This window comes from Sinorhizobium chiapasense (genome assembly GCF_045277575.1).
In the GTDB taxonomy this organism is placed as follows: domain Bacteria; phylum Pseudomonadota; class Alphaproteobacteria; order Rhizobiales; family Rhizobiaceae; genus Ensifer; species Ensifer chiapasense_A.
Genome location: NZ_CP144206.1, coordinates 650,660 through 677,577, shown reverse-complemented (window position 1 = coordinate 677,577; position 26,918 = coordinate 650,660). Strand labels below are relative to the sequence as shown.

The window sequence follows — 26,918 nt, the reverse complement described above, 5'->3', positions numbered from 1 at the left end:
GATGGCGGTCTTCGAAGTCAAAAGGGGAGACTCCCCGGTCATTCTCGGATTTCCGCACACGGGCACGGACGTGCCGGGTGCGATCTGGGATCGGCTCAACGACAACGGTCGGATATTGGCCGATACCGATTGGCACATCCACCAGCTCTATGATGGCCTGCTGCCGGAGGTGACCGTCGTTCGCGCCACCTTCCACCGCTACGTGATCGACGCCAACCGCGATCCCGCCGGCGTCAGCCTCTACCCCGGCCAGAACACGACCGGACTTATCCCGGAAACGGATTTCGACGGCAAGCCGATCTGGAAGGATGGCGAGGCGCCAACCGAAGCCGATATCGCCGAACGTCTGCGGACGTTCCACGCGCCCTATCACGCGGCACTCGCCGCCGAGATCGAACGTATCAAGGCAATCCACGGCGTCGTCGTGCTCTATGACTGCCACTCGATCCGCTCGTATATCCCGTTCCTCTTCGAAGGAAAGCTGCCGGATCTCAACATCGGCACCGACATGGGCAAGACCTGCGCGCCCGAGATTGAGAAGGCGACGGCCGATATCGCTGCTGCGGCAGAGGGTTACACCAGTATTCTCAATGGCCGCTTCAAGGGTGGATGGACCACCCGCCACTATGGCCGGCCGGAAACGGGCGTGCATGCGATCCAGATGGAGCTCGCGCAATCGACCCATCTCACCGCAGAAGAGCCGCCCTTCGCGCTCGACGCCGCCCGTAGCGCGCGGCTGCGCGAGCCGTTGAAAGCCATCCTGAACCGCATCGAAACCATCGCATTTGACCTCAAAACACAGACAGGGAGCGAGGCATGACCATGAACAATCCGCGCCACAACATTCGCGACGTGCGCGCCCCCCAGGGCACGACGCTCAATGCCAAGAGCTGGCTCACCGAAGCGCCGCTGCGCATGCTGATGAACAACCTCGACCCGAACGTTGCGGAAAACCCGCACGAACTGGTCGTCTATGGCGGCATCGGACGGGCGGCGCGCACCTGGGCCGATTTCGACAAGATCGTCGAGACGCTCAAGGACCTCAACGACGATGAGACGCTGATGGTGCAGTCCGGCAAGCCGGTCGGTGTCTTCCGCACCCACAAGGACGCCCCGCGCGTGCTGATCGCCAACTCCAACCTCGTGCCGCATTGGGCGACCTGGGATCACTTCAACGAGCTGGATAAGAAGGGTCTCGCCATGTACGGCCAGATGACCGCCGGCTCCTGGATCTATATCGGCACACAGGGCATCGTTCAGGGCACCTACGAGACCTTCGTGGAGGCCGGCCGCCAGCACTATGGCGACAATCTTAAGGGCAAGTGGGTACTGACCGGCGGCCTCGGCGGCATGGGTGGTGCCCAGCCGCTCGCGGCCGTCATGGCCGGCGCCTCGTGCCTCGCCGTCGAATGCAATCCGGACTCGATCGATTTCCGCCTGCGCACCCGCTACCTCGACGAGAAGGCCGAAACACTGGACGAGGCGATGGAGATGATCGCCCGCTGGACGAAGAACGGCGAAGCGAAATCCGTCGGTCTGCTCGGCAACACCGCCGAAATCCTGCCGGAAATGGTCCGCCGCGGCATCCGTCCCGACATGGTCACCGACCAGACCTCGGCGCACGACCCGGTCAACGGCTACCTGCCGAAGGGCTGGACGATGGGCCAGTGGAAGGAAAAGCGCGTCAGCGATCCGAAGGCTGTCGAAAAGGCGGCACGCGCCTCGATGCGCGATCACGTCGAAGCGATGATCGCCTTTAAGGACATGGGTATCCCGACCTTCGACTACGGCAACAACATCCGCCAGATGGCCAAGGAAGAAGGCCTCGAAAACGCCTTCGCCTTCCCGGGCTTCGTTCCCGCCTATATCCGTCCGCTCTTCTGCCGCGGCATCGGTCCGTTCCGCTGGGCGGCTCTGTCCGGCGATCCGGAGGACATCTACAAGACCGACGCCAAGGTCAAGGAACTGCTGCCCGACAACAAGCATCTACACAACTGGCTGGACATGGCGCGCGAGCGCATCTCCTTCCAGGGCCTGCCGGCGCGCATCTGCTGGGTCGGTCTCGGCGATCGCCACCGCCTCGGCCTCGCCTTCAACGAAATGGTCAAGAACGGCGAATTGAAGGCTCCCGTCGTCATCGGCCGCGACCATCTCGACTCAGGCTCGGTCGCCTCGCCGAACCGCGAGACCGAAGCGATGAAGGACGGCTCGGACGCCGTCTCCGACTGGCCGCTGCTCAACGCGCTGCTCAACACCGCATCGGGCGCCACCTGGGTGTCGCTGCATCATGGCGGCGGCGTCGGCATGGGCTTCTCGCAGCATTCGGGCGTCGTCATCTGCGCTGACGGTACCGATGACGCGGCCAAGCGCCTGGAGCGCGTCCTCTGGAACGATCCGGCAACCGGCGTCATGCGCCACGCCGATGCGGGCTACGACATTGCCCTTGATTGCGCCAAGGACAAGGGCCTGCGCCTGCCGGGCATCCTCGGCAACTGATATCGTCTTCGGGGCGCCTCATGGCGCCCCGAATGTTCTTGGATGGGATGAGCTTGTCGGCTTATCCCATTTCAATCTCTGCGCTTTAACTTGCTGCCGTCTTTTCCCGCTTGCCGTCAAGCACCAGCAGCAGCACGAGCCCGGCAAATCCCCCGACGCCACCGAGCAGCGCCGTTCCGGAATAGTTGCTGATCCGGGTGCCGAGCGCGAAAAGCCCAGCACAAAGCCCGCCACTTAAGAAAAGGTTCACGGCGATCAGCGAGCTTCCCAGTCCTGGCCGGTCGGCAATCAGGTCCTGAAGGTAGCTGATCGGAATGGTGATCAGCGCCGCGGCACCGAAGGCGCTGATGAGCGTGAGCGCGTAGATCTGCCAGGTGGCGCTGGAAATGCCGAGCAGCAGCATGTAGCCGATATAGATGGCCGTCCCCAGCGCCAGCGCCTTGAAGGGGACGAGGCTCAACTGAATGCGCGCCCAGACGAAGATGAAGACGACTTCCAGGAAAGCGACGATGCCGACGATGATGCCGATATCAGTGACGCTTCCGCCGATTTCGTCGATCATGATCAGAGGCAGCACCGCTGCATTGACATGCAGCGCCGAGGTGATCGTCGCAACGGCTATCACCCGCAAGAAGATGCGCGGCGTCAGGATTTCCCGGAACGACGTCCAGTAGGACAGCCGCTTGCCGAGCGACGGATCGACCCCGCCTTCGTTGGGGAGCGAGAAGAAGACGATCAGCAGATTGACGGTGCAGCCAAGAGAGGCAAGAAGATAAGCAGGCAACATGCTCTCTCCGCCCGCCAGCGCAAAGCCCACCAGTCCCGGCACCAGCACCCAGGCAAGCGAGATGGCCGCACGTGCGCCCGTCGTCAGTGATGCCGCATCATGCCCGCTCATCCGCCGTGCAATGCTGCGCACATTGGCGAAGACAAGCGTATAGAGTGAGCCGTAGATCGGCAGCAGCAAAAGGACGCTGATGACGAAACTCATCTGGTGCGGCAGCGCATAGACGATGCCGTAGCCGATGACGCCGAAGAGGATCGCCGTCGACATCAGCACCCGGTAGTTGCCAACGCGATCGGCGAGAATGCCAATGGAAACGCTGACGATGACATTGACCGTCGAGGCAAAGAGGATCAGCAACGAATAGACGGCGTCGCTGAGCCCCAGTTCGTTGATGCCGACGACCGACTGGTAGGGCGAGGTTGCTGCCCCCGCAAAGCCGAACAGGAAGATAGCCAGCATGCTGATCCGCATGGCCGGGTTGCGCATGGCGCTGAGAATGGTGGAAGTCATGACAGAACGTGTCCGCGAAGCGGGTGGAGGGCGCTGCAAAATTCCTTGAATCGGCATCGATTCAAGGACAATCATGCAGCAACTTGAAGTATCGCTGCGACCTTGGCGCGTCCTCAAAAGACGCGCGGCGCTGCAGCAGAAAGCCTACCCAAGATTCGGGTAGGAAATATGCGGATAGCGTGACCTCAGTCGTCGCTCGACCAGCGGGCCGAGAACCGTGCAGCCGGCTCGAAGGCAAAGTCCTGATCGAAGGGGTAAGCCGGCCGCTGGCGGCGGAGGCTTGCCAGGCCGGCGATGCCCTGATTAACGACGCCCTCGGTCAAGGCCATCAGATTGGGGTTGGCGATCGGCGCCAGTTCCGGCGACAGGTAACCCGACTTGACGACCAGCAACCGCACGGCCTGAGGATCGAGCCCCAGCCGACGGAAGTCCTCGATATCGTGATAGGGCCTGCGGCGCGCGGCAATGACGATATCGATCTCGCCGACGCGCACCACCGCCTGCCGCTCCCTCTGAGCGCCTGGATCGTCGAGCCTGACGACCTCCACCAGCATCTCGGCCCTTGGGCTTGCCGGGTCGAGGCTTCCGCCGATCTTGAGCATCAGCATTTCGCCAACACCCGCGTCGAAACAGGCCTCGACAGCGGGCCGGTCGGTGATGCCGGCAATCAGAGCGCCGCGCCACTTGCGTGCCAGCAGCGCCTTCAGCACATCGGCGCGGTCGCCGACGCCGCCGCCGGTCGGGTTGTCGCCGGAGTCGGCGAGGATAACCGGCGTTGTCGTCGCCCGTTCGGCGATGTCGAGCATCTCGTCGAGCGGTCCCGTCACCGGACCGAAGCGGAAGTTGTTCCGCTCCGCCCAGTAGCCAGCGGCGATCTCTTCGACCGCTTGCTTGGCCGCGGTCCTATCCGTCGCGGTGACGACCGCGCAGGCGGTAGCCCGCGGCTCATCGGCCCAGACGTAACCAACCATCAGGTTCGCGTCGAGGATCCCCCGCCGCTTGTCGATCTCTGGCAACTGCGCATAAAGCGACTTCGCCGGCTCGTCCTCGGTCGAGGTGCATTCGCCGGGCAGCAACACCGGAACCCGCGCCCAAGCGATACCCGGGCGCGTCCCGTCTTTGAGCGCCGAGATGAGCATCGACCAGGCACGGGTCATGGTTTCCGGCGTATCGATGTGCGGCGCGGTGCGGTAGGCGGCAAATATGTCGAGCTGATCGATGATCTTCTGGCTGACATTGCCGTGCAGGTCATAGCTCGCCGCGATCGGGCAATCGGCGCCGACGACAGCACGGGCGGCCGAGATCCAGTCGCCCTCCGCATCGTCCATGCCGTCAACCTTGATCGCGCCATGCATGGCGAGATAGAGGCCGTCGATTGGCAGGGCTTCGCTGAGCCTTTCGAGGAACTCCGCCTTGAACGCCTCGTAGGTCGGGCGCGATACGGGTCCGCCGGGCACGGCGCGCGCATGCAAGAGCGGCAAGTGCTCGACGCCTTCGGCCTTCATAAAGCTGAAATAGTCCGCGTCGAGCAACGCCTGCCCGCGCAGGACGCGGAAATCCTCCTCCGCCATCAGAACCGGTGAATAGGTGCTGCACTCAGTGTGGATGCCACCAACGGCGATGCGCATAGGTTTTCCTCTCAGAGGTTCGGGCTGAGCGGCGCAATCGCCGCGAAACGCAGCCAATCCTTCGCCGCCTTGGGTGTCCAGGCCGCTTCGGCGATCGCCGGAAGCCGCGGGAAGACCAAACGGTTGAAGTAACCGCGCGAGAGGAAGTGCTCGCACCAGATGCAGGCCTGGACGCCCTTGAGGCGCGGCTTCAGCTCCTCGGGGAATTCACCCTCGGCCTCATAACCATAGGTATGGGCGGGCGTTGCCGTACCAGCCCAGCTCGCACCGGGCTCCTGCCACGCATCGGCCTGCGCCATGTCGAGATAATAGGCCTGTCCGGGCGTCATCACCACGTCATAGCCCTCGCGTGCGAGCTCGATGCCGACCTCCGGCCGCTCCCAGGCCATCAGCAGCGTATCTTCGGTCGAGACACCGCCGCCATGCGCCACCTCGTTCCAGCCGGCAAGCTTGCGGCCACGCGCCGTCAGCATCTGCTTCACCCGCTTCAGGAAATAGGATTGCAGCGCGAAGGTACCGGAAATGCCTTCCTGCTCCATCAGCTTCTTGGCAAGCGGCGAAGCAAGCCACGAGCCGTTCGCCACTTCGTCACCGCCGATATGGATGTACTGGCTCGGGAAGAGCTCGACCATCTCGTCGAAGACCTTCTCGAGGAATTCGTAGGTGAAGGCGACGGCCGGATTGAGCGCATTGTTCGGATAGCCCTGAACCGAGTGGTAGCTCTCCGGCGCCTCCTGGCCATCGGTCAGATCCGGCAGCGCAACGAGCGTCGCCGTGCTGTGTCCGGGAATGTCGATCTCCGGGACGACATCGATGTGGAGCGACATCGCCTGCGCGACGATCGCCTTGACGTCCGCCTGGCTGTAGAAACCGCCCACGGGCTCTGCACCATTGCCGAGCTGCGGCAAGAGCGGTTCATCGGGGCCACGCAGAACGCCGAGCGTCGTCAGCTCCGGAAACGCCTTGATCTCCAAGCGCCACGCCTCGTCGTCCGTCAGATGCCAGTGGAAGATGTTGAGCTTGAACCAGGCGAGGATGTCGATCAGCCGCGCCACGTCGGCGGTCGGGTAGAATTGTCGAGAGACATCGAGATGGCAGCCGCGCCAGCCGTAGCGCGGCGCATCCGAGATCGTACCACTCGCCGGGAAGCGGAACTTGTCGGGATGGTTGCGTGCGCCGTCCAGAAGCTGGGCCAGGCTCGTCAGGCCGTATTGGCGGCCGGCGCTGCCGCCGTAGCTCAGGCGAATGTCGGCTTCGGAGAAATCAAGACGATAGGCCTCTGCCGCCATATCGGCATCCGCGATGAAGACGACCGGCCGCCCTTGCTTCGATGCCGCGAGGCTGAAGGGTGCGTGGCCCTCGGGAAACAGTCGATGAAACATCGACAAGACGGTATCGAGCGCAGCAATGTCGTCTTGCCCGGCGCCTGTGGCCGGATAGAGAACGACCGGAAAACCTGTTCCGGCACGAAGCTCGAGCGTCGCCGGCCAGGGCTGGAGCGCATAGGGTTGATCGAGTTTGCCTTCCGGCAGCCGAACCGGCGGCGGCTCACTGACGGCGTTTTCAAGAAGCAAGTCCGATACCGCGACCGGAACATGTCGGCCGTCGGCAAGCGTCAGATAGGCGGACTTGGCGCCATCGGTGCAATGGCGCGCATTGCGATGCAGGCCGCTGACGGTGAAGGTCCAGCTTTCGCCATTGTCGATCGTCAGCCCCTCCGGCGGCGCAAACTCGTGAAAATTGGCGTTGCGGCGCAGGAAGACGGCATTGCCGCAGGCCTCGGGATCGATGACGCGCGTCAACGACGTATAGACGATCCTGAAGTCGGAAAGTGGCGCACCAGAGACATTGAACAGCGTGAAAGTGAATCGGCCGAACGGCCCGCCATCCGGCTGCCAGGACGCCTCGAGACGATAGGAAACCGGGTGCATCTTCTTCCTCCCCAATGCAATGTCAGTAATGGCTTGATTGCGAAAACGTGCGCGCCAGCTCCGCCTGACCGGCGGTAAGGCCGCAATCGACTGGCAGGCAGACGCCCGTAATGGCCGCAGCAAGTGGTCCCGCCAGGAAATGCACGGCGTTGGCGACGTCGTCGGGGTTGACGATGCGCTGCAGCGGATACCAGCGACGTGCCTCCTCGAAGACATCAGGGTTTGCCGCTGCCCTCGCCTCCCAGGCCTGGGTGCGCACCGTGCCGGGGGCAACAGCGTTCGAGCGGATGCCAAACTTGCCGTATTCCACCGCGATGAGCCGCGTCAGATGCAGGAGGCCGGCTTTTGCGGCGCTGTAGGCAGGGTGGCCGAAGACGTTCATGCCGTTGACCGAGGCGATGTTGACCACCGATCCGCCGGTCTTTTTCAACATGTCCTCGACGGCGCGAAAGCACAGGAACGCAGCTTCGAGGTTCAGCGCGTTGTCCATGCGCCAGATCTCCGGCGTCGTATCATGCAGGCTGACGGCGCGGGCAGCACCCGCATTGTTGACGAGCGTGCGAACGGCTCCCCTCTCCGCTGCTGTCGCCGCCATCGCCGCAACGCTCGTCGTGTCGGTGACGTCGCAAGCCACGGCCACGAAGCGTTTGTCATCGCCGAGCGCACGCGCCGCTCGTTCGGCAGCGCCCGCATCGATATCGACGAGCAGGATCACGTCGTGATCATCGGAAAGCTTGCGCGCGATAGCACGGCCGATATCGCCGGCCGCGCCGGTTACGATCGCGAGGGATTGTGTCATGCGCTGACCTTTCGCGGCACGTCAGTCTCCGAGAAGCTGGCGATCGTCACCGTCGCGGTGCGTCACGAGCTGCTGCTTGATGCGCCGAAGTGTGGTCGTCGCCTGGGGCTGCACCCGATAGGCAACGAGGCTGGAGAGGATATCGAGCAGCGCCAGATAGGCGATGCGGGTGGAGGTGGGACGGTAAATGTTGTTGCCCTCGGGCAGATCGACCGGGACCGTGATGCTGGCGGCGGCCGCGACTGGGCTACCGCTCTGTGTCAGCGCGATGGTCGGCACTTTCAGTTCGCGGGCGAGCGTGAAGGCGCGCACCAGCTCGGCATTGCGGCCGGAGAAGGACGAGCCGATCAGCACGTCGGTCGGCCGGGCGGCCGCCGTCATCATCAGTTGCATGCTGTGGTCGGAACTGGCGGTGACGCGCAGGCCGTAACGGAAGAGCCGGTTTTGCAGTTCGCCGGCAATCATCGAGGAGTTGCCGCCCGAACCGAAGGCATAGATCATTTCGGCCGCGGCGATCCGCTCGACCGCCCGTTCGATCGCCGCGAGGTCGAGTGAGCGATGCAGCAGAAACAGCGCATTCTGCGCCTTGGTGATGATGTCCTGGGCGACATCGCCGGTCTCGCGGCTCTTCGGCTCCGGTTTCAGATAGCGCATGCCGATATAGGCTGTGCGGGCGAGCTGGACCTTGAAGTCTGAAAAGCTGTCGCAGCCGAGCCGGCGACAGAAGCGGGTGACGGTCGGCGGAGAGACGTCCGCCTTGCTCGCCAATTCGATGATGGAGGCGTTCACAGCAAACTCGAAGTCATTCAGGAGAATGTCGGCAATGCGGTTTTCCGACTGGGAGAGCCGCCCTTTTTCTTCCTGCAGTGTCGCGAAGATGTCCATCGCCCGCTTACGCCTTGCTTCGGTTCACGAATGAGAGCGGGATGCGGGCGGAAAACCGCATACACTTCTCCTCATCCCGCTCTAAGATCAGCCTTCCTTCGGCTTATAGGCGACGCAGTCGATCTCGACCTTGCAATCGACCATCATCGACGACTGGACGCAGGCCCGTGCCGGCGGATGAGCACCGAAATACTCCTGGTAGATCTTGTTGAAAGTCCAGAAATCACGCGGGTCGTCGAGCCAGACACCGCAACGAACCACATGTTCCGGACCGTAGCCGGCTTCGCTCAGGATGGCCAGCACGTTCGCGATCGTCTTGTGGGTTTGCGGGATAATCCCACCCTCGATGATTTCGCCGTTTTCCATCGCAACCTGGCCGGAAACATAAAGCCAGCCGTCCGCTTCCACCGCGCGTGCGAAGGGCAAGGGTTTACCGCCAGCGCCGACCTGTTCCACACCATAGCGCTTGATCGTCATCATGAGCCTTCTTGCAAATTATTTTCTTTGATCGTTGACAAGTGACCATAGAAAGCTGAATTTGGCTAGTGAAAAACACCATTCATGAAAAGAATTTCAATTTTGGGCGCGAATATGCGGGATGCTTTCCTCAATCCATTCCCCTCCTCCGACACTGCACGCCATTCGATCTGGGAGATGCTCGTCTCTCGCGATATCGACGCCTTTCTCGCGGCCGACTGGTCGATGGTCGCGGACGATTTCGTCGAGGAAAGCTTCATCGGCATCGACGGTCGCCGGGAGACCAATCCCGACAATTGGCGGCTGACCTTCCCCTCGCTCGCCGCCTATCGTGATGAATGGCTGCGCCAGGCGGAAGACTTCGCCGGCCAGAGTTTTGCCGAGGATCCGCGCACGGCCATTTTCACGACGACGACGCTCGAAGACATCGAGATCAACGGCGACCAGGCGCTGGCACGCAAGAAGTTCGATGGCAGTCTGAAGAAGACGGATGGCAGCGTCGACATCCTGAAATGGCAGACCGTCTACTACTGCCGCCTGCATCAGGGACGCTGGAAGATCGCCGGCTTCACCGGCTACCTGCCGAACCCGATGGGTCCGGCCTAAAGAGCGACGCGACAGAAAAGGCAAAGGCATTGCGGATCTTCACAGCGGCGCTTGCGACCGAGACCAACACCTTCTCCCCGATCTGCATCGACCGCCGGGCCTTCGAAGCCTCGCTCTATGCACCACCCGGTGAGCACCCGGAGACCCCGACGCTTTGCACCGCGCCCATCACGGTTGGCCGTCGCGTCGCCGCGGAAAAGGGCTGGTTACTGATCGAAGGCACCGCCACCTGGGCGGATCCGGCAGGCCTCGTCAACCGCGAGACCTATGAGAGCCTGCGCGACGAGATCCTCGACCAACTGCGGGCCGCCATGCCGGTCGACGCCGTTGTGCTCGGCCTGCACGGCGCGATGGTCGCTGCCGGCTACGAGGACACCGAGGGCGACCTGCTGGCGCGCGTCCGCGAAATCGTCGGACCCGATATTCTCGTCTGTGCCGAGCTCGATCCTCACAGCCACCTGACGGCCAAGCGCGTCGCTGCCTCGGACTTCTTCGTGTTCTTCAAGGAGTTTCCGCACACCGACTTCGTCGACCGCGCCGAGGACCTTTGGCGCATCGTGGTCGATACGCTCGAAGGCCGCGTCACGCCTGTCATGTCGGTGTTCGACTGCCGGATGATCGACGTCTACCCGACGTCGCGCGAGCCGATGCGGTCCTTCGTCGACAAGCTGATGCGGATCGAAAGAGAAGACGCGGATGTGCTCTCGCTCTCGGTCGTCCATGGCTTCATGGCGGGCGACGTTCCCGAGATGGGCACCAAGCTGATCGCCGTCACCAACGGCAAGGCGGAAAAGGGCGCAAGCATCGCGCGGGAGCTGGGGCTCGAGCTCTTCTCGAAGCGCGGCACCTTTATCATGCCGCAGATCGACGAGAAGCAGGCCGTCAGTGAGGCGCTTGCCGCGGCCGCGGGGCCAGTGGTGATCGCGGATGTCTGGGACAATCCGGGCGGCGGTACGGCTGGTGACGCGACGGTGTTGCTTGAAGAACTCCTGAGGCGTGGCGCTTCCGACGTTGCGGTCGGAACGATCTGGGATCCGATGGCCGTACAGATCTGCATGGCGGCTGGCGAAGGCGCCGAGATCCCGTTGCGTTTTGGCGCCAAGTCAGCCCCCGGAACCGGCAATCCGGTCGACGGCACGGTCAAGGTGGTCAAATTGGTGCGGGACGCCGAGATGCGCTTCGGCGAGAGTTTCGCGCCGTTCGGCGACGCGGCTCACATCCATTTCAGCGGCATTGACATCATCCTCAACTCGACCCGGGCACAGAGTTTCGATCCAAGCCTCTTCTCGGTGATGGGCATCGATCCGACCACGAAGAAGATCCTGGTCATCAAGTCGACCAACCACTTCTACGCCTCGTTCTCGAAGATCGCGTCCGAGATCCTTTATTGTTCGGCGGGCACTCCCTATCCGAACAACCCGGCGCGGACCGACTACAAGCGCGCCCGCAAGGATATCTGGCCGAAGGTCGACAATCCGCACGCAGCGGAAAAGGGTGCGGCCTGAACTGCTCTACACGCGCCGCAGTCTCACCCCGCACCGGTACTTCTCGGACGCGTTCAGCACATGGAAAAAGGGACCGCCGGCTTGCGAAAGCCGGCGGTCCCTTTCTTGGTCCTGAACGTTGCGATCAAGCAGCCGCCGGATCGAGCACGCCCATGTCGATGTCGGTCAGTTCGACGCGGCGTTCGAGTGCGATGCCCCTTTCGTCGAAAAGATGGCAATCGGCAACCTGGATACCGGTCTGGATCGTCTCCTCCGGCCGGATCGCCGCCGTGCCCGGCAACATGGCGCAGAAGTTTTCGCCTTCGCCGCCAATCGCCGCATAGGCGACCGTATGGGCGCCAAGGCGCTCGATCACCGTCGGCGTAACCTTGAGGGTCAGATCTCCGGGGCCGAGCGTGATGTGTTCCGGGCGAACCCCGAGCGTCAGCGTTCGGCCGACGAGGCCGCCTTGGGGGGCGACGGGAATGACCGCCGTCTGCCCCTTGTAGTCGACCTCGACGCCGGCATCGCTGACGCCTTTGCAGCTAACGGGAAGGAAGTTCATCTTCGGATTGCCAATGAAGCCGGCAACGAAGGTATTGGCAGGCTTGTGATAGAGTTCGAGCGGCGCGCCCGTCTGGGCGATCTGCCCGGCATTGAGAACGACGATCCGGTCCGCCATCGTCATCGCCTCGACCTGGTCGTGCGTGACGTAGATCATCGTTGCCTGCAATTGCCGGTGCAGTTTCGCCAATTCGATGCGCATGTCCGCCCTAAGGGCCGCGTCGAGGTTCGACAACGGCTCGTCGAAGAGGAAGATCTTCGGCTCGCGCACGATCGCCCGTCCGATCGCGACACGCTGGCGCTGCCCGCCGGACAACATGCCGGGCTTCTGCTGCAGGCGCTGGTCGAGGTGCAGGATGCGCGCGGCGTGCTCCACCTTCGCCTTCAGCTTCTCTTCGGCCATTTTTTCCACGCGAAGCGGAAAGGCGATGTTCTCGAAGACGGTCATGTGCGGATAGAGCGCGTAGGACTGGAAGACCATGGCGATTCCGCGCTTGACCGGCGGCAGATCATTGACGCGCTTGCCCTCGATCAGGATGTCCCCTGAGCTGGTCTCGTCGAGACCAGCTATCATCCTGAGCAAGGTCGACTTGCCGCAGCCGGAAGGTCCGACGAAAACGACGAACTCACCGTTCTTGACTTCGAGATCGATGCCTTTCAGCACCTCGAAAGTCCCGTAGAATTTCTGAATCCGATTGAGATTGAGCTGTCCCAAGAAACTGTCTCCGGCCACCGGCGAGAAGCGGCTCATTTATAGCAAAAGAAAGTAAGGGCCGCGAACCCTGCAATATGCAGCAGAGCCCGCGGCCCGCTGCCCTACTTGAACTCTTCGAGGTCGCCGGCGGCCTTCTTGAGCGCGTCGGCCGGTTCAGCCTTGCCGGTCACGACCGACTGGACCATCTCGATGATGACGTTCTGGAAGCCCTTGTAGTCGGTGAAGAGCGGCTCGGGACCACCATAGGTGATGCCGTCGATGAACGGCTTCCAATAGGGATCCTTCTTGACGAATTCATCGACCATCGGCGACGGACGCAGCGGCGTCAGGCCGGCGCCGCCCTGTAGCTCGTATTCACCCTGCGGACCGGGAGAGGTGATGAACTTGGCGAACTCGATCGCCTTTTCTTCGACGCCCGAACCTTTGAAGATCGCCAGGCTGTCGGTGATCAGCAGCGTGCCTTCGCCCTTGGCTGAAGGGCCGAGCGGCAGCGGTGCGACACCCCAGTTGACCTTGGTTTCCTTCAGGCGCGTCGCCGCACCCGAACCCGCCTGGATCATGCCGACCTTGCCATCGAGGAAGATGGCGCGGATTTCGTTCTGTTCGTAGGCGGTGGCACCCTCAACCGAATAGGGCGTGATGTCCTTGTAGGCCTGAAGCGCTGCGAGGACTTCCGGGCTGTCGATGACGATCTTGTCGCCGTCGATCACCTTGCCGTTGTTCGTATACACCCAGTGCATGAACTGGTGCATCGTGTTGTCGAAAGTCTTGGCCGGAAGACCGTAGCCGGCGATGCCGGTTTTTTCCTTGATCGCCTTGGCGTATTCGATCTCTTCAGCCCAGGTCTTCGGCGGCTTTTCCGGATCGAGACCGGCCTGCTTGAACAGGTCCTTGTTCCAATAGAGCGCCTTGGTCGAGAATGCGATCGGAACGCCCCACTGGTTGTTGTCGAAGGTGACGGTGTCGACGATGTTGGGGTAGTAGGTCTTCTTCTCTTCGTCCGTCATCGGAACGGGAACGATGAGGTCGTTCTGCGCGAACTCCTTCAGCGTACGCGAGCCGACATAGGCCATGGCGACCGGCGTGCCGGCAGCGGCCAACGTCGTGGCCTTGTCCTGGCACTGAGCCCAGCCGACCACTTCCGGCGTGACCTTCCAGCCCGGGTTCTTCTCTTCCCACTGCTTGATGTATTTGGCGTGAACCGCATCCATGGTGTCGCCGCAGTAGATCCAGCTGATCTCCTGGTCGGCCGCCTGGGCGGTGACGGCGCCAAGCGCGGTCGAACCGAGCAGTGCCAGGGCGAGTACCCCTGTCTTAAATTGAATAGACACGTTTTATGCTCCCGTTCTCTGGTGGTTGACTTAAGTCTTATTGTTTCACCGCGCCCGCGGTCAGGCCGCTGACGAGATACCGTTGTAAGAGGAAGATCACGACCACAGCCGGCGCGATGCCGACGAAGCTCGCAGCCATGAGCTCGTTCCAGACCACCTCCTGACGACCGAAATAGGCAAAGAGCCCGACGGGCAGCGGCATGTATTCGGACTTGGAGTTGAAGGTCAGCGCATAGATGAATTGCTGGGCATAGGCGCCGATGAAGGTGGTGATCGCCACGACGGTGATGCCGGGCATCGCAATCGGCAGGATCACCCGCCGCAGCGTATAGAAGTGGCTGGCGCCATCGACGAAGGCAGCCTCGTCCAGTTCGCGCGGGATGCGCATCATATAGGTGCGCAGAAGCCAGATCGCCGACGGGATCAGGAAGGCGACGCCCGGCACGATCATCGCCAGATAGGTGTTGAGCACGCCGAAGGTGCGCATCAGCCGGAACAGCGGAATGAGCAGCACGGCGCCGGAAAACATATTGACCGCGAGGAACGCACCCAGCAGCAGCCCACTGCCGCGGAAACTGAAGCGGGCGAAGGCATAGGCCGCCGGGATCACCAGTACCAGCACGATCGCCGTCACGATGGTGGAGATGAAGAAGGAATTGAAGATATAGCGGGCAAAGCCCGGCACGCTCTCCCACATGGTGACGTAGGCGGCAAACGAGCCATTTTCCGGCCAGAAGCGATAGGGCGACGAGAACAGCAGCCCGAGCGGCTTCAAAGATACCAGAAACCCTTCGAAGAACGGCGCCAGGATGAAGCAAAGGAAGACGAAGATGCCGGCGTAGATGCCAACGAGTTCGTACCAGCGGTAGCGGTTGATCATGGCGGGCTGACTCATTTCTGTTCCCCCGCGGCAAGACGGCTGGTGACCCGGAAATAGGCGAAGCAGAAGATCGACAGGAAGATGCAGATCAGCACCGCGCGCGCCGCCCCTTCCCCGTACTTCTTCGATCCGATGGCGGTGCGGTAGGTATCGATGATCATCGTCGTCGTTTCACCGTTGGGACCGCCCTGGGTGAGGATCCAGATGATGTCGAAGGAATTGAAGGTCGCGATCAGCGACAGCATCGACATAGTGATGAGCGACGGGACGAGGAGCGGCAGGGTAATGCGGCGGAAGCGGTAGAAGCGCCCTGCCCCGTCGGTCCATGCAGCCTCATAGAGATCCTGCGGGATCGCCTGCATCGCCGCCAGCATGTAGAGCGTCACCAGCGGCACGCCGATCCATACGTCGGTGATGATCGTCGCCCAGAAGGCGGTCGACCCGTGCGCGAGGAAGGCAATCGGCCCGTTGCTCAAGCCCCAGTTCTGCAGGACGCCGGAGATCATGCCGAACTGGCCGTTGTACATCCAGCCCCACATGAAGATGCCGATCGCCATTGGCACGATCCATGGCGGCATGGTGAGCAGGCGGAAGAGCGCACGTCCCGGCACGGCGGCGTTCAACATCGTCGCACCGAAGACACCGATGATCATCTTGATCGAGACCGAGAAGAAGGTCCAGACGAAGGTGCGGAAGATGACCTCGGCGAAGGTCTCATTGAAGATCTTGTCGTAGTTGGTCCAGCCGACCCAGTTGGTCGTCTTCTTCAGCGACGCGTCCGTGAACGACAGGATGAAGGTATCGACCAACGGATAGGCGACAATCACCGTGACGTAGAGAACAGCGGGAAGAAGCAGGATCCAGGCGAAGATGACCGTGCTGCGTTGAACACTCATCCCTCGCCTCCCCTTACGCCGCGCGGGAATGCAGGGCTTCGTCGAAACGGTCCCATATGGGCCGGAGGTCGATGACGCTCTTCTTGCGCCGCGCCTCGTCCATCGAAAGGGCCAGGATGCCGGCTTCAAGTGCGTCGAGCGTCGAAACCGGCAGCGGTCGGCCGTCCCGGACGTGGCCGATGATATCGGTCGCCATCTGCTCGTCGGCACCATAGTGCTGCGACAGTTCCGTGGCGGCATATTTGTTCTCGATGACCTTCTTGCCGGTCAGCATCTCGTGGACGTCGAAATAGCCGCGGATGAAATCGCCCTCGGCCATGCCGCGCGATCCCATGATGCAGAACCGGCGGAACTGATCCGGCACGTTGAGATTGGTGTGGAAGTTCATGCCGACGCCATTGGCATATTCGACGATCGCTACCTGGTAGTCGATGATGTCGCCGTCGCTGTCGAAAACCTTGTCGGAGCCCATCCAGCCGCTCGGTTTGCGGTGAAAGAGTTCGAGATCATTGATGCCTTCGCGCGCCGGATCGTTGGCGGGAATGAAGCTCTTGCGGCCGCCGAAACTCGCCACCCGTTCCGGCCGAGCGCCGACAACGCCGTTGTAGAGGTCGAGGTCGTGGCAGCACTTCTCCAGCATGAAACTGCCGGAGTAGCGCTCGTAGCGACGCCAGTCGCGCATGAAGAAGGCGCCGTGATAGGGCTCGATATGTTCGGCCGCCTCAATCGAGACGACTTGGCCGAGCTTGCCTTCGGCAAGCGCCGCCCGCAGGTCGCGATACATCGGCGCGTAGCGCAGAACGAGACCAACCATCAATCGCTCATGACCGAATTTCGCCATCAGCGCGGCGAGTTCCAGGCTCTCCTGGATCGTCGTCACAATTGGTTTTTCGCTGAAAACCTTGAGACCCGCTTCAAGCCCAATCCGGATATGGTCGAGATGCATGTGGTTGGGTGAGCCGATCATCAACAGATCGAGTTTCTCGTTGGCGATCAGCTCTTCAGGCGTCGCATAGGCCTTGCCGGCCGAGATGCCTTTTTCGGTGAGTGTGGACAAACCAGCCGGGTTCGGATCGACGTAGCCGGCGATCTCGAAGTTCTCGTCCATGGCCTTGAAGACATAGCCGAGATAACCCAAACGGAATCCGAGTCCGATGATGCCGACTTTCATGCTCGTCCTGTTCCCCTGCCTTTTGGCGTAATTTATTTTCGCAGACTGGGACAGTTTTTTCGGGGCGTCAACCCAAATCCGCATTTTTTGTAAAATTGTGAAATTCATTTTCATATTGGAGGCACATGCCGAGAAAGCAGGCATTTCACGGACAACTAAAAAGGGTGCGCGATCCGCAACTCTACGGCAGGAAGAAAGCGGTCCAGACCACTGCACGTTGCGTGGCGGTCATGCATAATTCGATTTTGGTCGAGGCGGCCGCCGCAGCACCCTGGGCGGCGGGCAGGCGGGTGCCTTTTAGCGGCCCATTCTAGCGGCGAGTTTTCTTTCGGCCGCCTGCAATCCGTCGTGCAACAAGACCGCAAGCGTCGCGACGATCAGGCCGCCCTGGACGACGAAGGCGAGATTGTTCGATTGCAGGCCGGCAATGATCACTTCGCCGAGGGTTTTCGCCGCGACCGTCGAGCCGATCGTGGCCGTTGCCAGGCTGATGACCACCGAAAGCCGGATGCCGGCAAGGATCACGGGCATCGCCAGCGGCAGCTCGACTTTCATCAGCCGCTGGCCGCCTGTCATGCCGGCACCGCGCGCGGCCTCCATGACGGAGGGCGGTAAGGTCGTCAGCCCCGTCAGCGCGTTTTCGAAGATCGGCAGCAGGCCGTAGAGAAAGAGCGCAATGAACGTCGGCTTCTCACCGAAGCCGAAGATGGGAACGGCGAGCGCCAGAACGGCCACCGGCGGAAAGGTTTGGCCGATATTCACCAGGCTGCGGGACAGCGGCAGGAACTCGGACCCGGATTCGCGCGTCACCAATATTGCCAGGGAAAGCGCAATCAGTGCCGCAGCGGCCACGGCGATGGCGACGGTGCGCAGATGCAGCAGCGTCAGTTGCAGCAGGCTGCCCTGATTGTAGATCACGGGCGCATTCTCCTGAACCAGCGGCCGCAGCAAGGGTTCGAACCATTGCGGTTGCAGCAGGAAGGCGACCAGCACCAGGAACGCTGCCGCGCGGAAAAGCGTGGATAGGTTCGGCATCAGGCAGGCCCAGCTGCTCGTTTTGCCAGCCCTTCGAGACTGACCTTGCCGATGATTGCACCTGCGGGATCCGCCACCGGCAGGGCGCTCCGTCCGGACCAGAGGAGTTCGGCAAGTGCCTCCCTTTGGGTGAGCGCGCTCGATATGGCAGCGCCATCTGCCGAACCTGGTTCGACGGCGCTCGAAACCTGCTCGATCGCGAGCAACCGATAAGGCCGCTCGCTGACTCCGATCAGGCTTTCGACAAACGGGGTCGCGGGCTTGATCAACATTTCGGCGGGCGTCGCATATTGCACCACCTTGCCCTTGTCCATGACGGCAATGTGGTCGGCAAGCTGGAAGGCCTCCTCCATGTCATGAGTGACGAGAATGACCGTCGTCTCGAAGTGCTTCTGAATGGCGAGCAGATCATCCTGCGCCTTGGCGCGAATGATCGGGTCGAGTGCGCCGAAGGGCTCGTCCATCAGCAGGACTTTCGGTTCGGCAGCCAACGCCCGCGCGACGCCGACGCGCTGTTGCTGACCGCCGGAAAGCTCGTGCGGAAAGCGTGGACCGAAGGCGGCCGGATCGAGCTGGAACAGTTCGAGAAGCTCCTCCACCTTGGCATCGATGCGTGAGCGTTCCCAGCCGAGCAGGGTCGGCACAGTGGCAATGTTCTGCGCGACGGTTCGATGCGGGAACAGGCCGTGCCCCTGGATCGCGTAACCGATGCGCCGGCGCAGTTCATAGCCTGGCAGCGAACGGTTGTCCTCACCATCGAGGCGGATCGTCCCGGCAGTCGGCTCCACCAGCCGGTTGATCATGCGCAGAAGCGTCGTCTTGCCGGAACCGGAGGTGCCGACCACGACGGTGACCGTGCGTGGCGCGATCGTAAGGCTGACGTCGTCGACGACGGCGGTCTCGCCATAGCGCTTGGTGATGTTCTCGATCTCGATCATGCGGCCTCTGCCTGTCTGTTGGTTGGTGTGGCCATCTCGATCATCGCGTCGAGAACGATCGCCGCGGCAAACGCCATCACGACGGTCGGAACGGCCCCGAGCAGCACGAGATCCATCGCTGTCTGCCCGACACCCTGGAAGACGAAGACGCCGAAACCGCCGCCGCCGATCAGCGCCGCAATGGTTGCCAGGCCGATATTCTGCACGAGCACGATGCGGATGCCGGTGAGAATCACCGGAAAGGCCAGCGGAAATTCGATGCCGACAAGCCGCTGCCAATCGGTCATGCCGATGCCGCGGGCGGCGTCATTCGCGTCCCTCGGAACACCGGCCAGCCCAACGACGGTATTGGCGACGACCGGCAAGAGCGAATAGAGAAACAGTGCGACGAAGGCCGGCGCAACGCCGATGCCGCGAATGCCGATCGTGGCGGCGCCCGGCACGTTGGCGGCGATCCAGCCAAGCGGCGCAATGAGAATGCCGAAGAGTGCGATCGACGGGATCGTCTGGATCGCATTCAGGACTCCGAGCAAGCCGTCGCGCAGCCGCGTGACGCGATGGCAGAGGATACCGAGTGGTATGCCGGCGATGGTTGCGGCCGCAAGTGAGCCGAGCGCCAAGGTCACATGCTTGCGGGCTTCCGCCCAGAAAGTATCGACTCGGCTTGCATATTCCTTGAGGATCGAGAGACCGTCCCAGGTACCGGAAAGCAACAGCATCCCGATAAAGGCGAGCACGGCGACAAGCACGATGATGCGCACGAAAGGCGCCGGGCGCAATCGCGTCAGGGCATCGGCGGCCAGCAGCCCGAAGGCGAAGAGCATGATCCAGAAGCCGGAGGCAGGCGAAACGCGGGCGTAGCTGTTGCCTTCCGGCGCCAGGTGGCTGGCGGCGACACCGATGCCGAGGGCCAGCACACCCAGCGCTGCGAAAGCTGCCACAAGTCGCAGAATGGCGGGCGAGCGCATGGTCGCTGCGAGCACGCCCGCAAGGATCACCAACAGCACTGCCACGCTCCAGGGCTGCGGCAGGGACTCGACGATCGTCTTCGCCTCACCAGCGACGATGCGATTGGCGCGAAACGTTGCGAAGGGCGCGATCAAGGCGCCGCCAAGCGCCAAAGCCGCGATGATCGCTCCGAGCTTGTCAAAGCGGAGTTCTCTCAAACCACATCCCTCCCCGCCTGTGCCGGCGCGACTTCGGCACCTGCAGGCACGCCCCGGAACGCCGGCCATCGGACCAGCGTCCCGGCTATCGGTCAACTTATTTCAGAAAGCCGTTCTTCTTCAGGAAGTCTTCGGCAACGGTCTTGGCAGGCTCGCCGCCAACCTGCACGCGGCCGTTCAGGTCCTGGAGCGTCTGGAGATCGAGTTTCTCGAACACCGGCTTCAGCAGTTCCTCGATCTGCGGATTTTCCTTGAGCACCGCTTCGCGGATGATCGGCGTCGGCTGATAGACGGGCTGCACCGCCTTGTCATCTTCGAGAACGACGAGGCCGGAAGGCGCGATGCCACCGTCGGTTCCGTAGACCATGGCCGCGTTGGCGCCATTCGTCTGGTTTGCCGCGGCCGCAATCGTTGCCGCCGTATCACCGCCGGAGAGGGTGATGAGTTGATCCTGCTTCAGGGTGAAGCCATAGGTCGTCTGGAAAGCCGGCAGGGCAGCGGCCGAATTCACGAACTCGGACGATGCGGCGAGCACGACCTTGCCGCCGCCCGAAACATATTTGCCGAAATCGCTCAGCGTCTTCAGCTTGTTCTCATCCGCCACTTCCTTGCGAAGACCGATCGCCCAGGTGTTGTTGGCCGGAGACGGCGTCAGCCAGACGATCTTGTTCGCATCATAGTCGAGCTTCTTGGCGGTCTCGTAACCCTTGGCGGCGTCCTTCCACACCGGATCGTCAGCCTTTTCGAAGAAGAAGGCGGCATTGCCGGTGTATTCCGGGTAGATGTCGATCTCGCCTGCGGTGATCGCCTTGCGCACGACCGGCGTCGCACCGAGCTGAACGCGGTCTACCGTCTTGATGTTGTTCGCGTTAAGCACGGCAAGGATGATGTTGCCGAGCACACCGCCTTCCGTGTCGATCTTCGAGGAGACGACCACGTCGGCGCTGGCCGCGGCGGCGGTCAACGTGAAGGCAAAGGCAGTTCCGATAAGCAGTCTGGTCAGGCGCATGGGATTCTCCTCGGATTTCGATCCCCAAGTTTGATCACGGAAAGTCCGCCGCGTCGGGGTAAGCCATTCCATATATGGCAGCCCCCGGCAAAAAATAGGGTTGCACGCTGAGACTGTGGCGGACGAAAAATTTCGTCATCTACTAACACGATCGAAAGCCTGGATTACCGCATTCGGCGCGACCGAATAGTCGTTGCAATCGACGGCATTGTCGGCCACCTTGATCAAGGCCCGCCAGAACATCTGCGTTCACTCTTGGTTGCGATGCCGCTCGACCCAACCGCTCGGGGCTGACGGAGGGTTCGCCGGGCGAACGTTCGGGGATTTCATGTCGATTCATCTTCTCGCGCTGCTTATCGGCGTGGTTGCCGGCCTGCGAACCATGACCGCCCCGGCGGCCCTGAGCATCGGCGCTGCGGCCGGTTGGTTGCCGCTTGACGGCACCTGGGCCGCCTTCATGGGCTTTCGGTTCACGCCCTACATCTTCGGCCTGCTGGCCCTCATGGAATTCGTCACCGATCAATTGCCGAGCACGCCGAGCCGAAAGGTTCCGCAGCAGTTCGGCGCCCGCATCGTCAGCGGTGGCTTCTGCGGTGCCGTGCTTGGGACCGCCGGAGGTGCTATGTTGGGCGGGTTGGTCGCCGGCGTCATCGGTGCAGTCATCGGAACGCTTGGCGGCTACGAAGCTCGCAAGCGCCTCGTTGCGGCCATCGGCGGCAAGGATCTGCCGATCGCCGTTGTCGAGGACGCTGTCGCCGTTCTCCTCGCACTCTGGGTGGTGTCCTTAGTCTCATGACAAAACACTTCGACGCAATCATCATCGGAGCCGGCCAGGCCGGCCCTTCGCTCGCCGGCCGTCTGACAGCTGCGGGAAAGACCGTCGCCATCATCGAGCGCAAGTTCTTCGGCGGCACCTGCGTCAATACCGGCTGCATGCCGACCAAGGCGATGGTTGCAAGCGCCTATGCGGCCCATCTGGCGCGGCGAGGTGCGGATTACGGAGTCAGCACAGGCCCCATCTCCATCGATTTCGCCCGCGTCATGGCACGCAAGGACACGGTGCGGTTCACGTCGCGCAAGAACGTTGAAAGCTCGCTGAAGGGCATGAAGAACTGCACCGTCTTCGAAGGCCATGCCCGCTTCGAAGGCCCGCATGAGATCCGCGTCGGCGAAGATCTGCTTTCGGCCGATCAGATCTTCCTGAATGTCGGTGGGCGCGCCGCGACACCGGATTTCCCTGGCGTCGAGGAGGTGCCCTATCTCACCAACGTCTCGATCATGGATCTCGACACCCTGCCCCGCCATCTGATCATCGTCGGCGGCAGCTATATCGGGCTCGAATTCGCCCAGATGTTCCGCCGCTTCGGCTCCGAGGTGACGGTCATCGAGAAGGGGCCGCGGCTGATCGGCCGCGAGGACGCGGATGTTTCCGATGCCATTCTCGCGATCCTGGGAAAGGAAGGTATCGAGTTCCGGCTGAATGCCGAGTGCATCCGCTTCGGCAAGCGGGGCGACGAGGTCGTCGCCGGAGTCGATTGCACGGCAGGCGCGCCTGAGATCGCTGGCTCCCATCTCTTGCTGGCGGCCGGACGTCGGCCGAACACCGACGATCTCGACCTGGATCGCGCCGGCGTCAAGACCGACGCCCGTGGTTACGTCGAAGTCGACGAGCGCCTCAGGACCAACGTGCCGCATATCTTCGCCATGGGCGACTGCAACGGCCGCGGCGCCTTCACCCACACCGCCTACAACGACTTCGAAATCGTCGCGGCAAACCTGCTCGATGGCGAGGCGCGAAAAGTCAGCGACCGGATCTCGACCTATGCTCTCTTCATCGATCCGCCGCTCGGCCGCGCCGGCATGACGGAATCCGAGGCGCGCAAGTCGGGGCGCAAATTGCATATCGGCACCAGACTGATGAGCCGCGTCGGCCGCGCTGTCGAGAAAGGCGAGACCGAGGGTTTCATGAAAGTGATCGTCGATGCCGACACCAAGGAAATCCTCGGCGCCTCGATCCTCGGCACCGGTGGTGACGAGGCGGTGCAGAGCATCCTCGACGTGATGTACGCAGCCAAGCCCTACACGACGATCACCCACGCGGTGCACATCCATCCGACCGTCTCGGAACTGATCCCGACCGTCTTCGGCGACTTGCACTCAAACGCCTGAACGGTCAGCGCCACCGCGGTTCAGACGAGCGCTGCGCGGGCGAGATGGTAGAAATACATCGCCCCACGCTCGAGGATTTCGTCGTTGAAATCGTAGCGGGTGGTGTGCAGACCACTGCTTTGACCGTTGCCGATCAGCACATAGGCGCCCGGGACCTTTTCCAGCAGGAAGGAAAAGTCCTCGCTGCCCATCAGCGGCTCGGGGAGGTCGACATAGGCATCGGCGCCGAAGGTCTCGGCGATCACGGCGCGTGCGTCTTCGACCGCCTCCGCATCATTGATCGTCGCGGGATAGCCGACCTGCCAATCGAAGGTCGCCTCCGCATTGAAGCTCTGCGCCTGGAAGCGGGCGATCTGTTCCACGCGCTCCTGCAACTGCTTGCGAACGACAGGATCGGTTGAGCGCATGCTGATCTCCAGCACCGCCGTATCGGGAATGATGTTCGAAGCGGAGCCCGACTGGAACGAACCGACCGTTACCACAGACGGCTGATGCGGCGAGACGTTGCGTGAGACCAGCGTCTGCAGCGCCATCACCACGCTTGAGCCGACGACGACGGGGTCAACCGTCAGTTCCGGCTGGGCGCCGTGGCCGCCCTTGCCCCGGATTGTCAGCGTCAGCACGTCGATCGATGCCGCCATCGCACCGGCGCGGCTGGAGAACTGGCCGACCGGCAGGCCCGGCCAGTTGTGCAGCGCATAGACCCGTTCGCAGGGGAAGCGCTCGAACAGACCGTCCTCGATCATCAGCTTGCCGCCGCCAAAGTTTTCCTCGGCCGGTTGGAAGATCAGATGGACCGTGCCATTGAAACTCTCGTCCCTCGCCAGCGCCCAGGCCGCACCGAGCAACATGCTGGTGTGCCCATCGTGGCCGCAGGCATGCATCGCACCCGGGTGCTTACTCTGATAGACAAAGCCGGTTTCTTCCTGCATCGGCAGCGCATCCATGTCGGCGCGGAAGCCGATGGCGCGGTTGCTGTTGCCGCGCTTCAGCGTGGCGACGATGCCGGTCGTCGCCAGGCCGCGCGTCACTTCGAAGCCCCAGGACTGCAGCAGTCCGGCGACAAATTCTGACGTCTTCACCTCGGAAAGTCCGATCTCGGGCATCTCGTGCAGCCTGTGACGGATCTCGACGAGCTCGGGCAGGAACTCGGAAAAATTGGCGTCGCGCATCTCGACCTCCTCAAGCCATTTGCAGAAACTGGCGCAGCCGCGCGGATTGCGGATCGCGCATCACCTTTGATGGTGCGCCGCGCTCTTCGACCAACCCCTTGTGCAGGAAGATCACCTCGCTGGAAATATCGCGGGCGAGCGACATTTCGTGGGTGACCATGACCATGGTGCGGCCCTCCTCCGCGAGCTTTTTGATCACGAGCAGCACTTCGTTGACGAGTTCCGGGTCGAGCGCAGAGGTCGGCTCGTCGAAGAGCATAACCTCCGGCTTCATCGCCAGCGCCCGGGCGATCGCTGCGCGCTGCTGCTGACCGCCCGAGAGCTGGTTCGGGTAATGATCGCGCTTCGGGGTGATGCCGACCTTTTCCATCAGCAGTTCGGCCTCGCCGATCGCATCCTTGCGGGCCATGCCGAGCACATGGATCGGCCCCTCGATGATGTTTTCGAGGATGGTCTTATGGGACCAGAGATTGAAGCTCTGGAACACCATGCCAAGGCGGGTGCGGATATGTTCGAGCTGCCGCTTGTCGGCGGCATGGAACTTGCCGTCCTTGCCCTTGACGGTGCGGATCACCTCGCCAGACACCGAGACCTCGCCCTCGTCGGGCGTCTCCAGATAGTTGATGCAGCGCAGCAACGTGCTCTTGCCCGAACCGCTGCTGCCGATCAGCGAGATGACGTCGCCGGACTTGGCCTCGAAGGAGACGCCCTTGAGCACCTCGACGGACCCGAAGCTCTTGTGAATGTTCTTCACCGAAAGCGCTGTTGCGACCATGTTCGTTCCTCTTGCGCGCCGCGGCGCGCCTCCTCGTTATGCCTTCGCCGTGCGGTAGCGGGTGAGCCGCTTCTCGACCACGCCCATGACGCGCGTCAGGATGAAGACGACGGTGAAATAGATGATGCCCGCGGCGATCAGCGGTTCGAAGATCAACAGCGACTGGCGCTGCAGCATGCGGGCTGTACCCATCACCTCGAGGATCGTGATCGTCGAGGCGAGCGACGTCGTCTTCAACAGGATGATCAGATCGCCCGTCAGTACCGGTAGGCAGGAGCGGAACGCCTGCGGCAGGGTGATGCGGGTCAGGATCATCGACGAGCGCATGCCGATCGATTTTGCCGCTTCGATCTGGCCGCGCGGGACCGCCTTGATCGCGCCGCGGATGACCTCGGCATTGTAGGAAGCCTGGTTGAGGCTGAGCGCGAAGATCGCGTACCACAGGCCATCACGCAAATAGGGCCAGAGGAAGCTGTGGCGCACCCAGGTGCCGGGCAGCACCTGCCCCAGGCCGTAATAGATCAGGTAGATCTGCACCAAGAGCGGCGTGCCGCGGAAGGCGAAGGTGAAGACATAGGCCGGAACCGAAAGCACGCGACGACCGGAAAGCCGGGCAAGCGCCACGAGCGTACCGATGACCAGACCGAAGACGCCGGCGACCGCAGTCAAAAGCAGCGTCAGCGGGGTTGCCTTGATCAGCGCCGGCAGGAAACCGACGACGTTGGAGATCGTTTCCATCAGTGCTGCCCCCGGTTGAGGCGGCGCTCGATCTCGGCTATCGCCAGGACGGAAACGAGCGTGATCGCCAGAAACAGGGTGGCCGTCAGCCCGTAGAAGAAGATGTATCGCTTGGTGCCGGCCGCCGCTCGGTACCCGGTGTAAAGCAGTTCGCTGAACGAGCCGAGCACGCTGATGATGGCGCTTTCCTTGGTGATCGACAGCCAGAGATTGCCCATGCCGGGCACGGCGTGGCGCATCATTTGCGGGAAAATGATGCGGGTGAAAACCTTGCGTCTCGGCATGCCGATCGAGACCGCTGCCTCGATCTGCCCCGGTGGCACCGAAAGAAAGGCGGAGCGCAGAACCTCGGTCATGAAGGCGCCGGAGACGAAGGCAAGCGCGATGATCGCCGCCCAGAAGGAACTGAACTGGAAGGTCTCGGCGACGAGGCCGAAGTGTTTCAACAGCCGCTCGGCGCCGCTGGCAACCGAGAAATAGAGAAGCAGGATGACCAGCAGTTCGGGAAGAGAGCGGACGACGGTCGTGTAGATCTCGGCAAGGACGCGCGGGACGCGGTGCTTCGACAATTTGCCGGCAGCCCCCAGGAAGCCGAAGAGAACCGCAACCGCATAGGCGACCACGGAAACCTGCACGGTCATCAGCAGGCCCCAGGCGAAATCGTCGCCCCAGCCCTCGCCGCCCCAGGCAAGCAATTGCCAGTAATAGTCCATCCGTCGTTACCTGTTCCCGATTTTCGTCAGCCCTACTGCATGT

At 62.4% G+C, this 26,918-nt stretch carries 25 protein-coding genes; 6 read left to right on the top strand and 19 right to left on the bottom strand.

Annotated elements, in window-relative coordinates; translation table 11 throughout:
- Position 1 precedes the first annotated feature (1 nt).
- On the top strand, positions 2-820 hold the full coding sequence (gene hutG / locus QM996_RS21960; protein ID WP_334198162.1) for an N-formylglutamate deformylase: 819 nt from the start codon (positions 2-4) through the stop codon (positions 818-820).
- Between the two features lie 2 nt (positions 821-822).
- Entirely contained in the window at positions 823-2,496 is a 1,674-nt protein-coding gene (gene hutU / locus QM996_RS21955) for a urocanate hydratase (protein WP_334198759.1), read from the top strand.
- An 85-nt stretch (positions 2,497-2,581) separates the two neighbouring features.
- Here the strand turns inward: hutU and QM996_RS21950 are convergent, their stop codons facing one another.
- The 6 genes from QM996_RS21950 to QM996_RS21925 form a co-directional block, all read right to left on the bottom strand.
- Positions 2,582-3,793 carry an MFS transporter gene (locus tag QM996_RS21950; protein WP_334198161.1) on the bottom strand — a complete coding sequence of 404 codons (1,212 nt, stop codon included), beginning with the start codon at positions 3,791-3,793 and terminating at the stop codon, positions 2,582-2,584.
- Between the two features lie 185 nt (positions 3,794-3,978).
- Positions 3,979-5,421 (bottom strand): M81 family metallopeptidase, encoded by a 1,443-nt coding sequence (locus tag QM996_RS21945; protein WP_334198160.1) that lies wholly within the window; start codon positions 5,419-5,421, stop codon positions 3,979-3,981.
- Positions 5,422-5,432: 11 nt separating this feature from the next.
- A complete protein-coding gene (locus tag QM996_RS21940) occupies positions 5,433-7,352 on the bottom strand; it encodes a beta-N-acetylhexosaminidase (protein WP_334198159.1) in 1,920 nt (639 codons plus the stop codon).
- A 22-nt stretch (positions 7,353-7,374) separates the two neighbouring features.
- Positions 7,375-8,151, bottom strand: coding sequence for an SDR family oxidoreductase (locus QM996_RS21935; RefSeq protein WP_334198158.1), 777 nt, complete (start codon positions 8,149-8,151; stop codon positions 7,375-7,377).
- A gap of 21 nt (positions 8,152-8,172) precedes the next feature.
- The gene (locus QM996_RS21930; RefSeq protein WP_334198157.1) at positions 8,173-9,036 is read right to left on the bottom strand and encodes a MurR/RpiR family transcriptional regulator; all 864 of its coding nucleotides are present in this window, start codon (positions 9,034-9,036) and stop codon (positions 8,173-8,175) included.
- A gap of 87 nt (positions 9,037-9,123) precedes the next feature.
- Positions 9,124-9,513 (bottom strand): RidA family protein, encoded by a 390-nt coding sequence (locus QM996_RS21925; RefSeq protein WP_334198758.1) that lies wholly within the window; start codon positions 9,511-9,513, stop codon positions 9,124-9,126.
- A 114-nt stretch (positions 9,514-9,627) separates the two neighbouring features.
- Here QM996_RS21925 and QM996_RS21920 point away from each other — a divergent pair, with 114 nt between their 5' ends.
- Together QM996_RS21920 and QM996_RS21915 are read left to right on the top strand one after the other, a co-directional pair.
- The gene (locus QM996_RS21920) at positions 9,628-10,119 is read left to right on the top strand and encodes a hypothetical protein (protein WP_334198156.1); all 492 of its coding nucleotides are present in this window, start codon (positions 9,628-9,630) and stop codon (positions 10,117-10,119) included.
- Between the two features lie 29 nt (positions 10,120-10,148).
- Positions 10,149-11,624 (top strand): M81 family metallopeptidase, encoded by a 1,476-nt coding sequence (locus QM996_RS21915; RefSeq protein WP_334198155.1) that lies wholly within the window; start codon positions 10,149-10,151, stop codon positions 11,622-11,624.
- A 124-nt stretch (positions 11,625-11,748) separates the two neighbouring features.
- Here the strand turns inward: QM996_RS21915 and QM996_RS21910 are convergent, their stop codons facing one another.
- The 9 genes from QM996_RS21910 to osmF all read right to left on the bottom strand — a co-directional run bounded on the left by QM996_RS21910 (position 11,749) and on the right by osmF (position 21,308).
- Positions 11,749-12,882 (bottom strand): ABC transporter ATP-binding protein, encoded by a 1,134-nt coding sequence (locus QM996_RS21910; protein ID WP_334198154.1) that lies wholly within the window; start codon positions 12,880-12,882, stop codon positions 11,749-11,751.
- Positions 12,883-12,983: 101 nt separating this feature from the next.
- Positions 12,984-14,213 carry an ABC transporter substrate-binding protein gene (locus QM996_RS21905; RefSeq protein ID WP_334198153.1) on the bottom strand — a complete coding sequence of 410 codons (1,230 nt, stop codon included), beginning with the start codon at positions 14,211-14,213 and terminating at the stop codon, positions 12,984-12,986.
- A gap of 37 nt (positions 14,214-14,250) precedes the next feature.
- Positions 14,251-15,108: a carbohydrate ABC transporter permease gene (locus QM996_RS21900; protein WP_334198152.1), complete on the bottom strand. Its 858-nt coding sequence runs from the start codon at positions 15,106-15,108 to the stop codon at positions 14,251-14,253.
- Positions 15,105-15,989, bottom strand: a complete 885-nt coding sequence (locus tag QM996_RS21895; protein WP_334198151.1) for a carbohydrate ABC transporter permease — start codon at positions 15,987-15,989, stop codon at positions 15,105-15,107. The genes QM996_RS21900 and QM996_RS21895 overlap by 4 nt, the downstream gene beginning before the upstream one ends.
- A 13-nt stretch (positions 15,990-16,002) precedes the next feature.
- Entirely contained in the window at positions 16,003-17,160 is a 1,158-nt protein-coding gene (locus QM996_RS21890) for a Gfo/Idh/MocA family protein (protein ID WP_334198150.1), read from the bottom strand.
- 297 nt (positions 17,161-17,457) lie between these two features.
- Entirely contained in the window at positions 17,458-18,195 is a 738-nt protein-coding gene (locus QM996_RS21885; RefSeq protein ID WP_334198149.1) for an ABC transporter permease, read from the bottom strand.
- Positions 18,195-19,133: an ABC transporter ATP-binding protein gene (locus tag QM996_RS21880; protein ID WP_334198148.1), complete on the bottom strand. Its 939-nt coding sequence runs from the start codon at positions 19,131-19,133 to the stop codon at positions 18,195-18,197. The genes QM996_RS21885 and QM996_RS21880 overlap by 1 nt, the downstream gene beginning before the upstream one ends.
- On the bottom strand, positions 19,130-20,299 hold the full coding sequence (locus QM996_RS21875; RefSeq protein ID WP_334198147.1) for an ABC transporter permease: 1,170 nt from the start codon (positions 20,297-20,299) through the stop codon (positions 19,130-19,132). Before QM996_RS21875 ends, QM996_RS21880 begins: the two co-directional genes overlap by 4 nt.
- 97 nt (positions 20,300-20,396) lie before the next feature.
- Complete coding sequence (osmF, locus tag QM996_RS21870) at positions 20,397-21,308, bottom strand: glycine betaine ABC transporter substrate-binding protein OsmF (protein ID WP_173518625.1); 912 nt, start codon at positions 21,306-21,308, stop codon at positions 20,397-20,399.
- 328 nt (positions 21,309-21,636) lie between these two features.
- Here osmF and QM996_RS21865 point away from each other — a divergent pair, with 328 nt between their 5' ends.
- Positions 21,637-22,104 (top strand): DUF4126 domain-containing protein, encoded by a 468-nt coding sequence (locus QM996_RS21865; protein ID WP_334198146.1) that lies wholly within the window; start codon positions 21,637-21,639, stop codon positions 22,102-22,104.
- Complete coding sequence (locus QM996_RS21860; protein ID WP_334198145.1) at positions 22,101-23,477, top strand: FAD-containing oxidoreductase; 1,377 nt, start codon at positions 22,101-22,103, stop codon at positions 23,475-23,477. Before QM996_RS21865 ends, QM996_RS21860 begins: the two co-directional genes overlap by 4 nt.
- Positions 23,478-23,497: 20 nt before the next feature.
- Here the strand turns inward: QM996_RS21860 and QM996_RS21855 are convergent, their stop codons facing one another.
- The 4 genes from QM996_RS21855 to QM996_RS21840 are packed head-to-tail and all read right to left on the bottom strand — an operon-like array spanning position 23,498 to position 26,875.
- The gene (locus tag QM996_RS21855; RefSeq protein ID WP_334198144.1) at positions 23,498-24,649 is read right to left on the bottom strand and encodes a M20 aminoacylase family protein; all 1,152 of its coding nucleotides are present in this window, start codon (positions 24,647-24,649) and stop codon (positions 23,498-23,500) included.
- Positions 24,650-24,659: 10 nt separating this feature from the next.
- Positions 24,660-25,424, bottom strand: coding sequence for an ABC transporter ATP-binding protein (locus tag QM996_RS21850; RefSeq protein WP_334198143.1), 765 nt, complete (start codon positions 25,422-25,424; stop codon positions 24,660-24,662).
- A 36-nt stretch (positions 25,425-25,460) separates the two neighbouring features.
- Complete coding sequence (locus QM996_RS21845; protein WP_334198142.1) at positions 25,461-26,162, bottom strand: ABC transporter permease; 702 nt, start codon at positions 26,160-26,162, stop codon at positions 25,461-25,463.
- Positions 26,162-26,875, bottom strand: a complete 714-nt coding sequence (locus QM996_RS21840) for an ABC transporter permease (protein WP_334198141.1) — start codon at positions 26,873-26,875, stop codon at positions 26,162-26,164. The genes QM996_RS21845 and QM996_RS21840 overlap by 1 nt, the downstream gene beginning before the upstream one ends.
- Between the last annotated feature and the right edge of the window lie 43 nt (positions 26,876-26,918).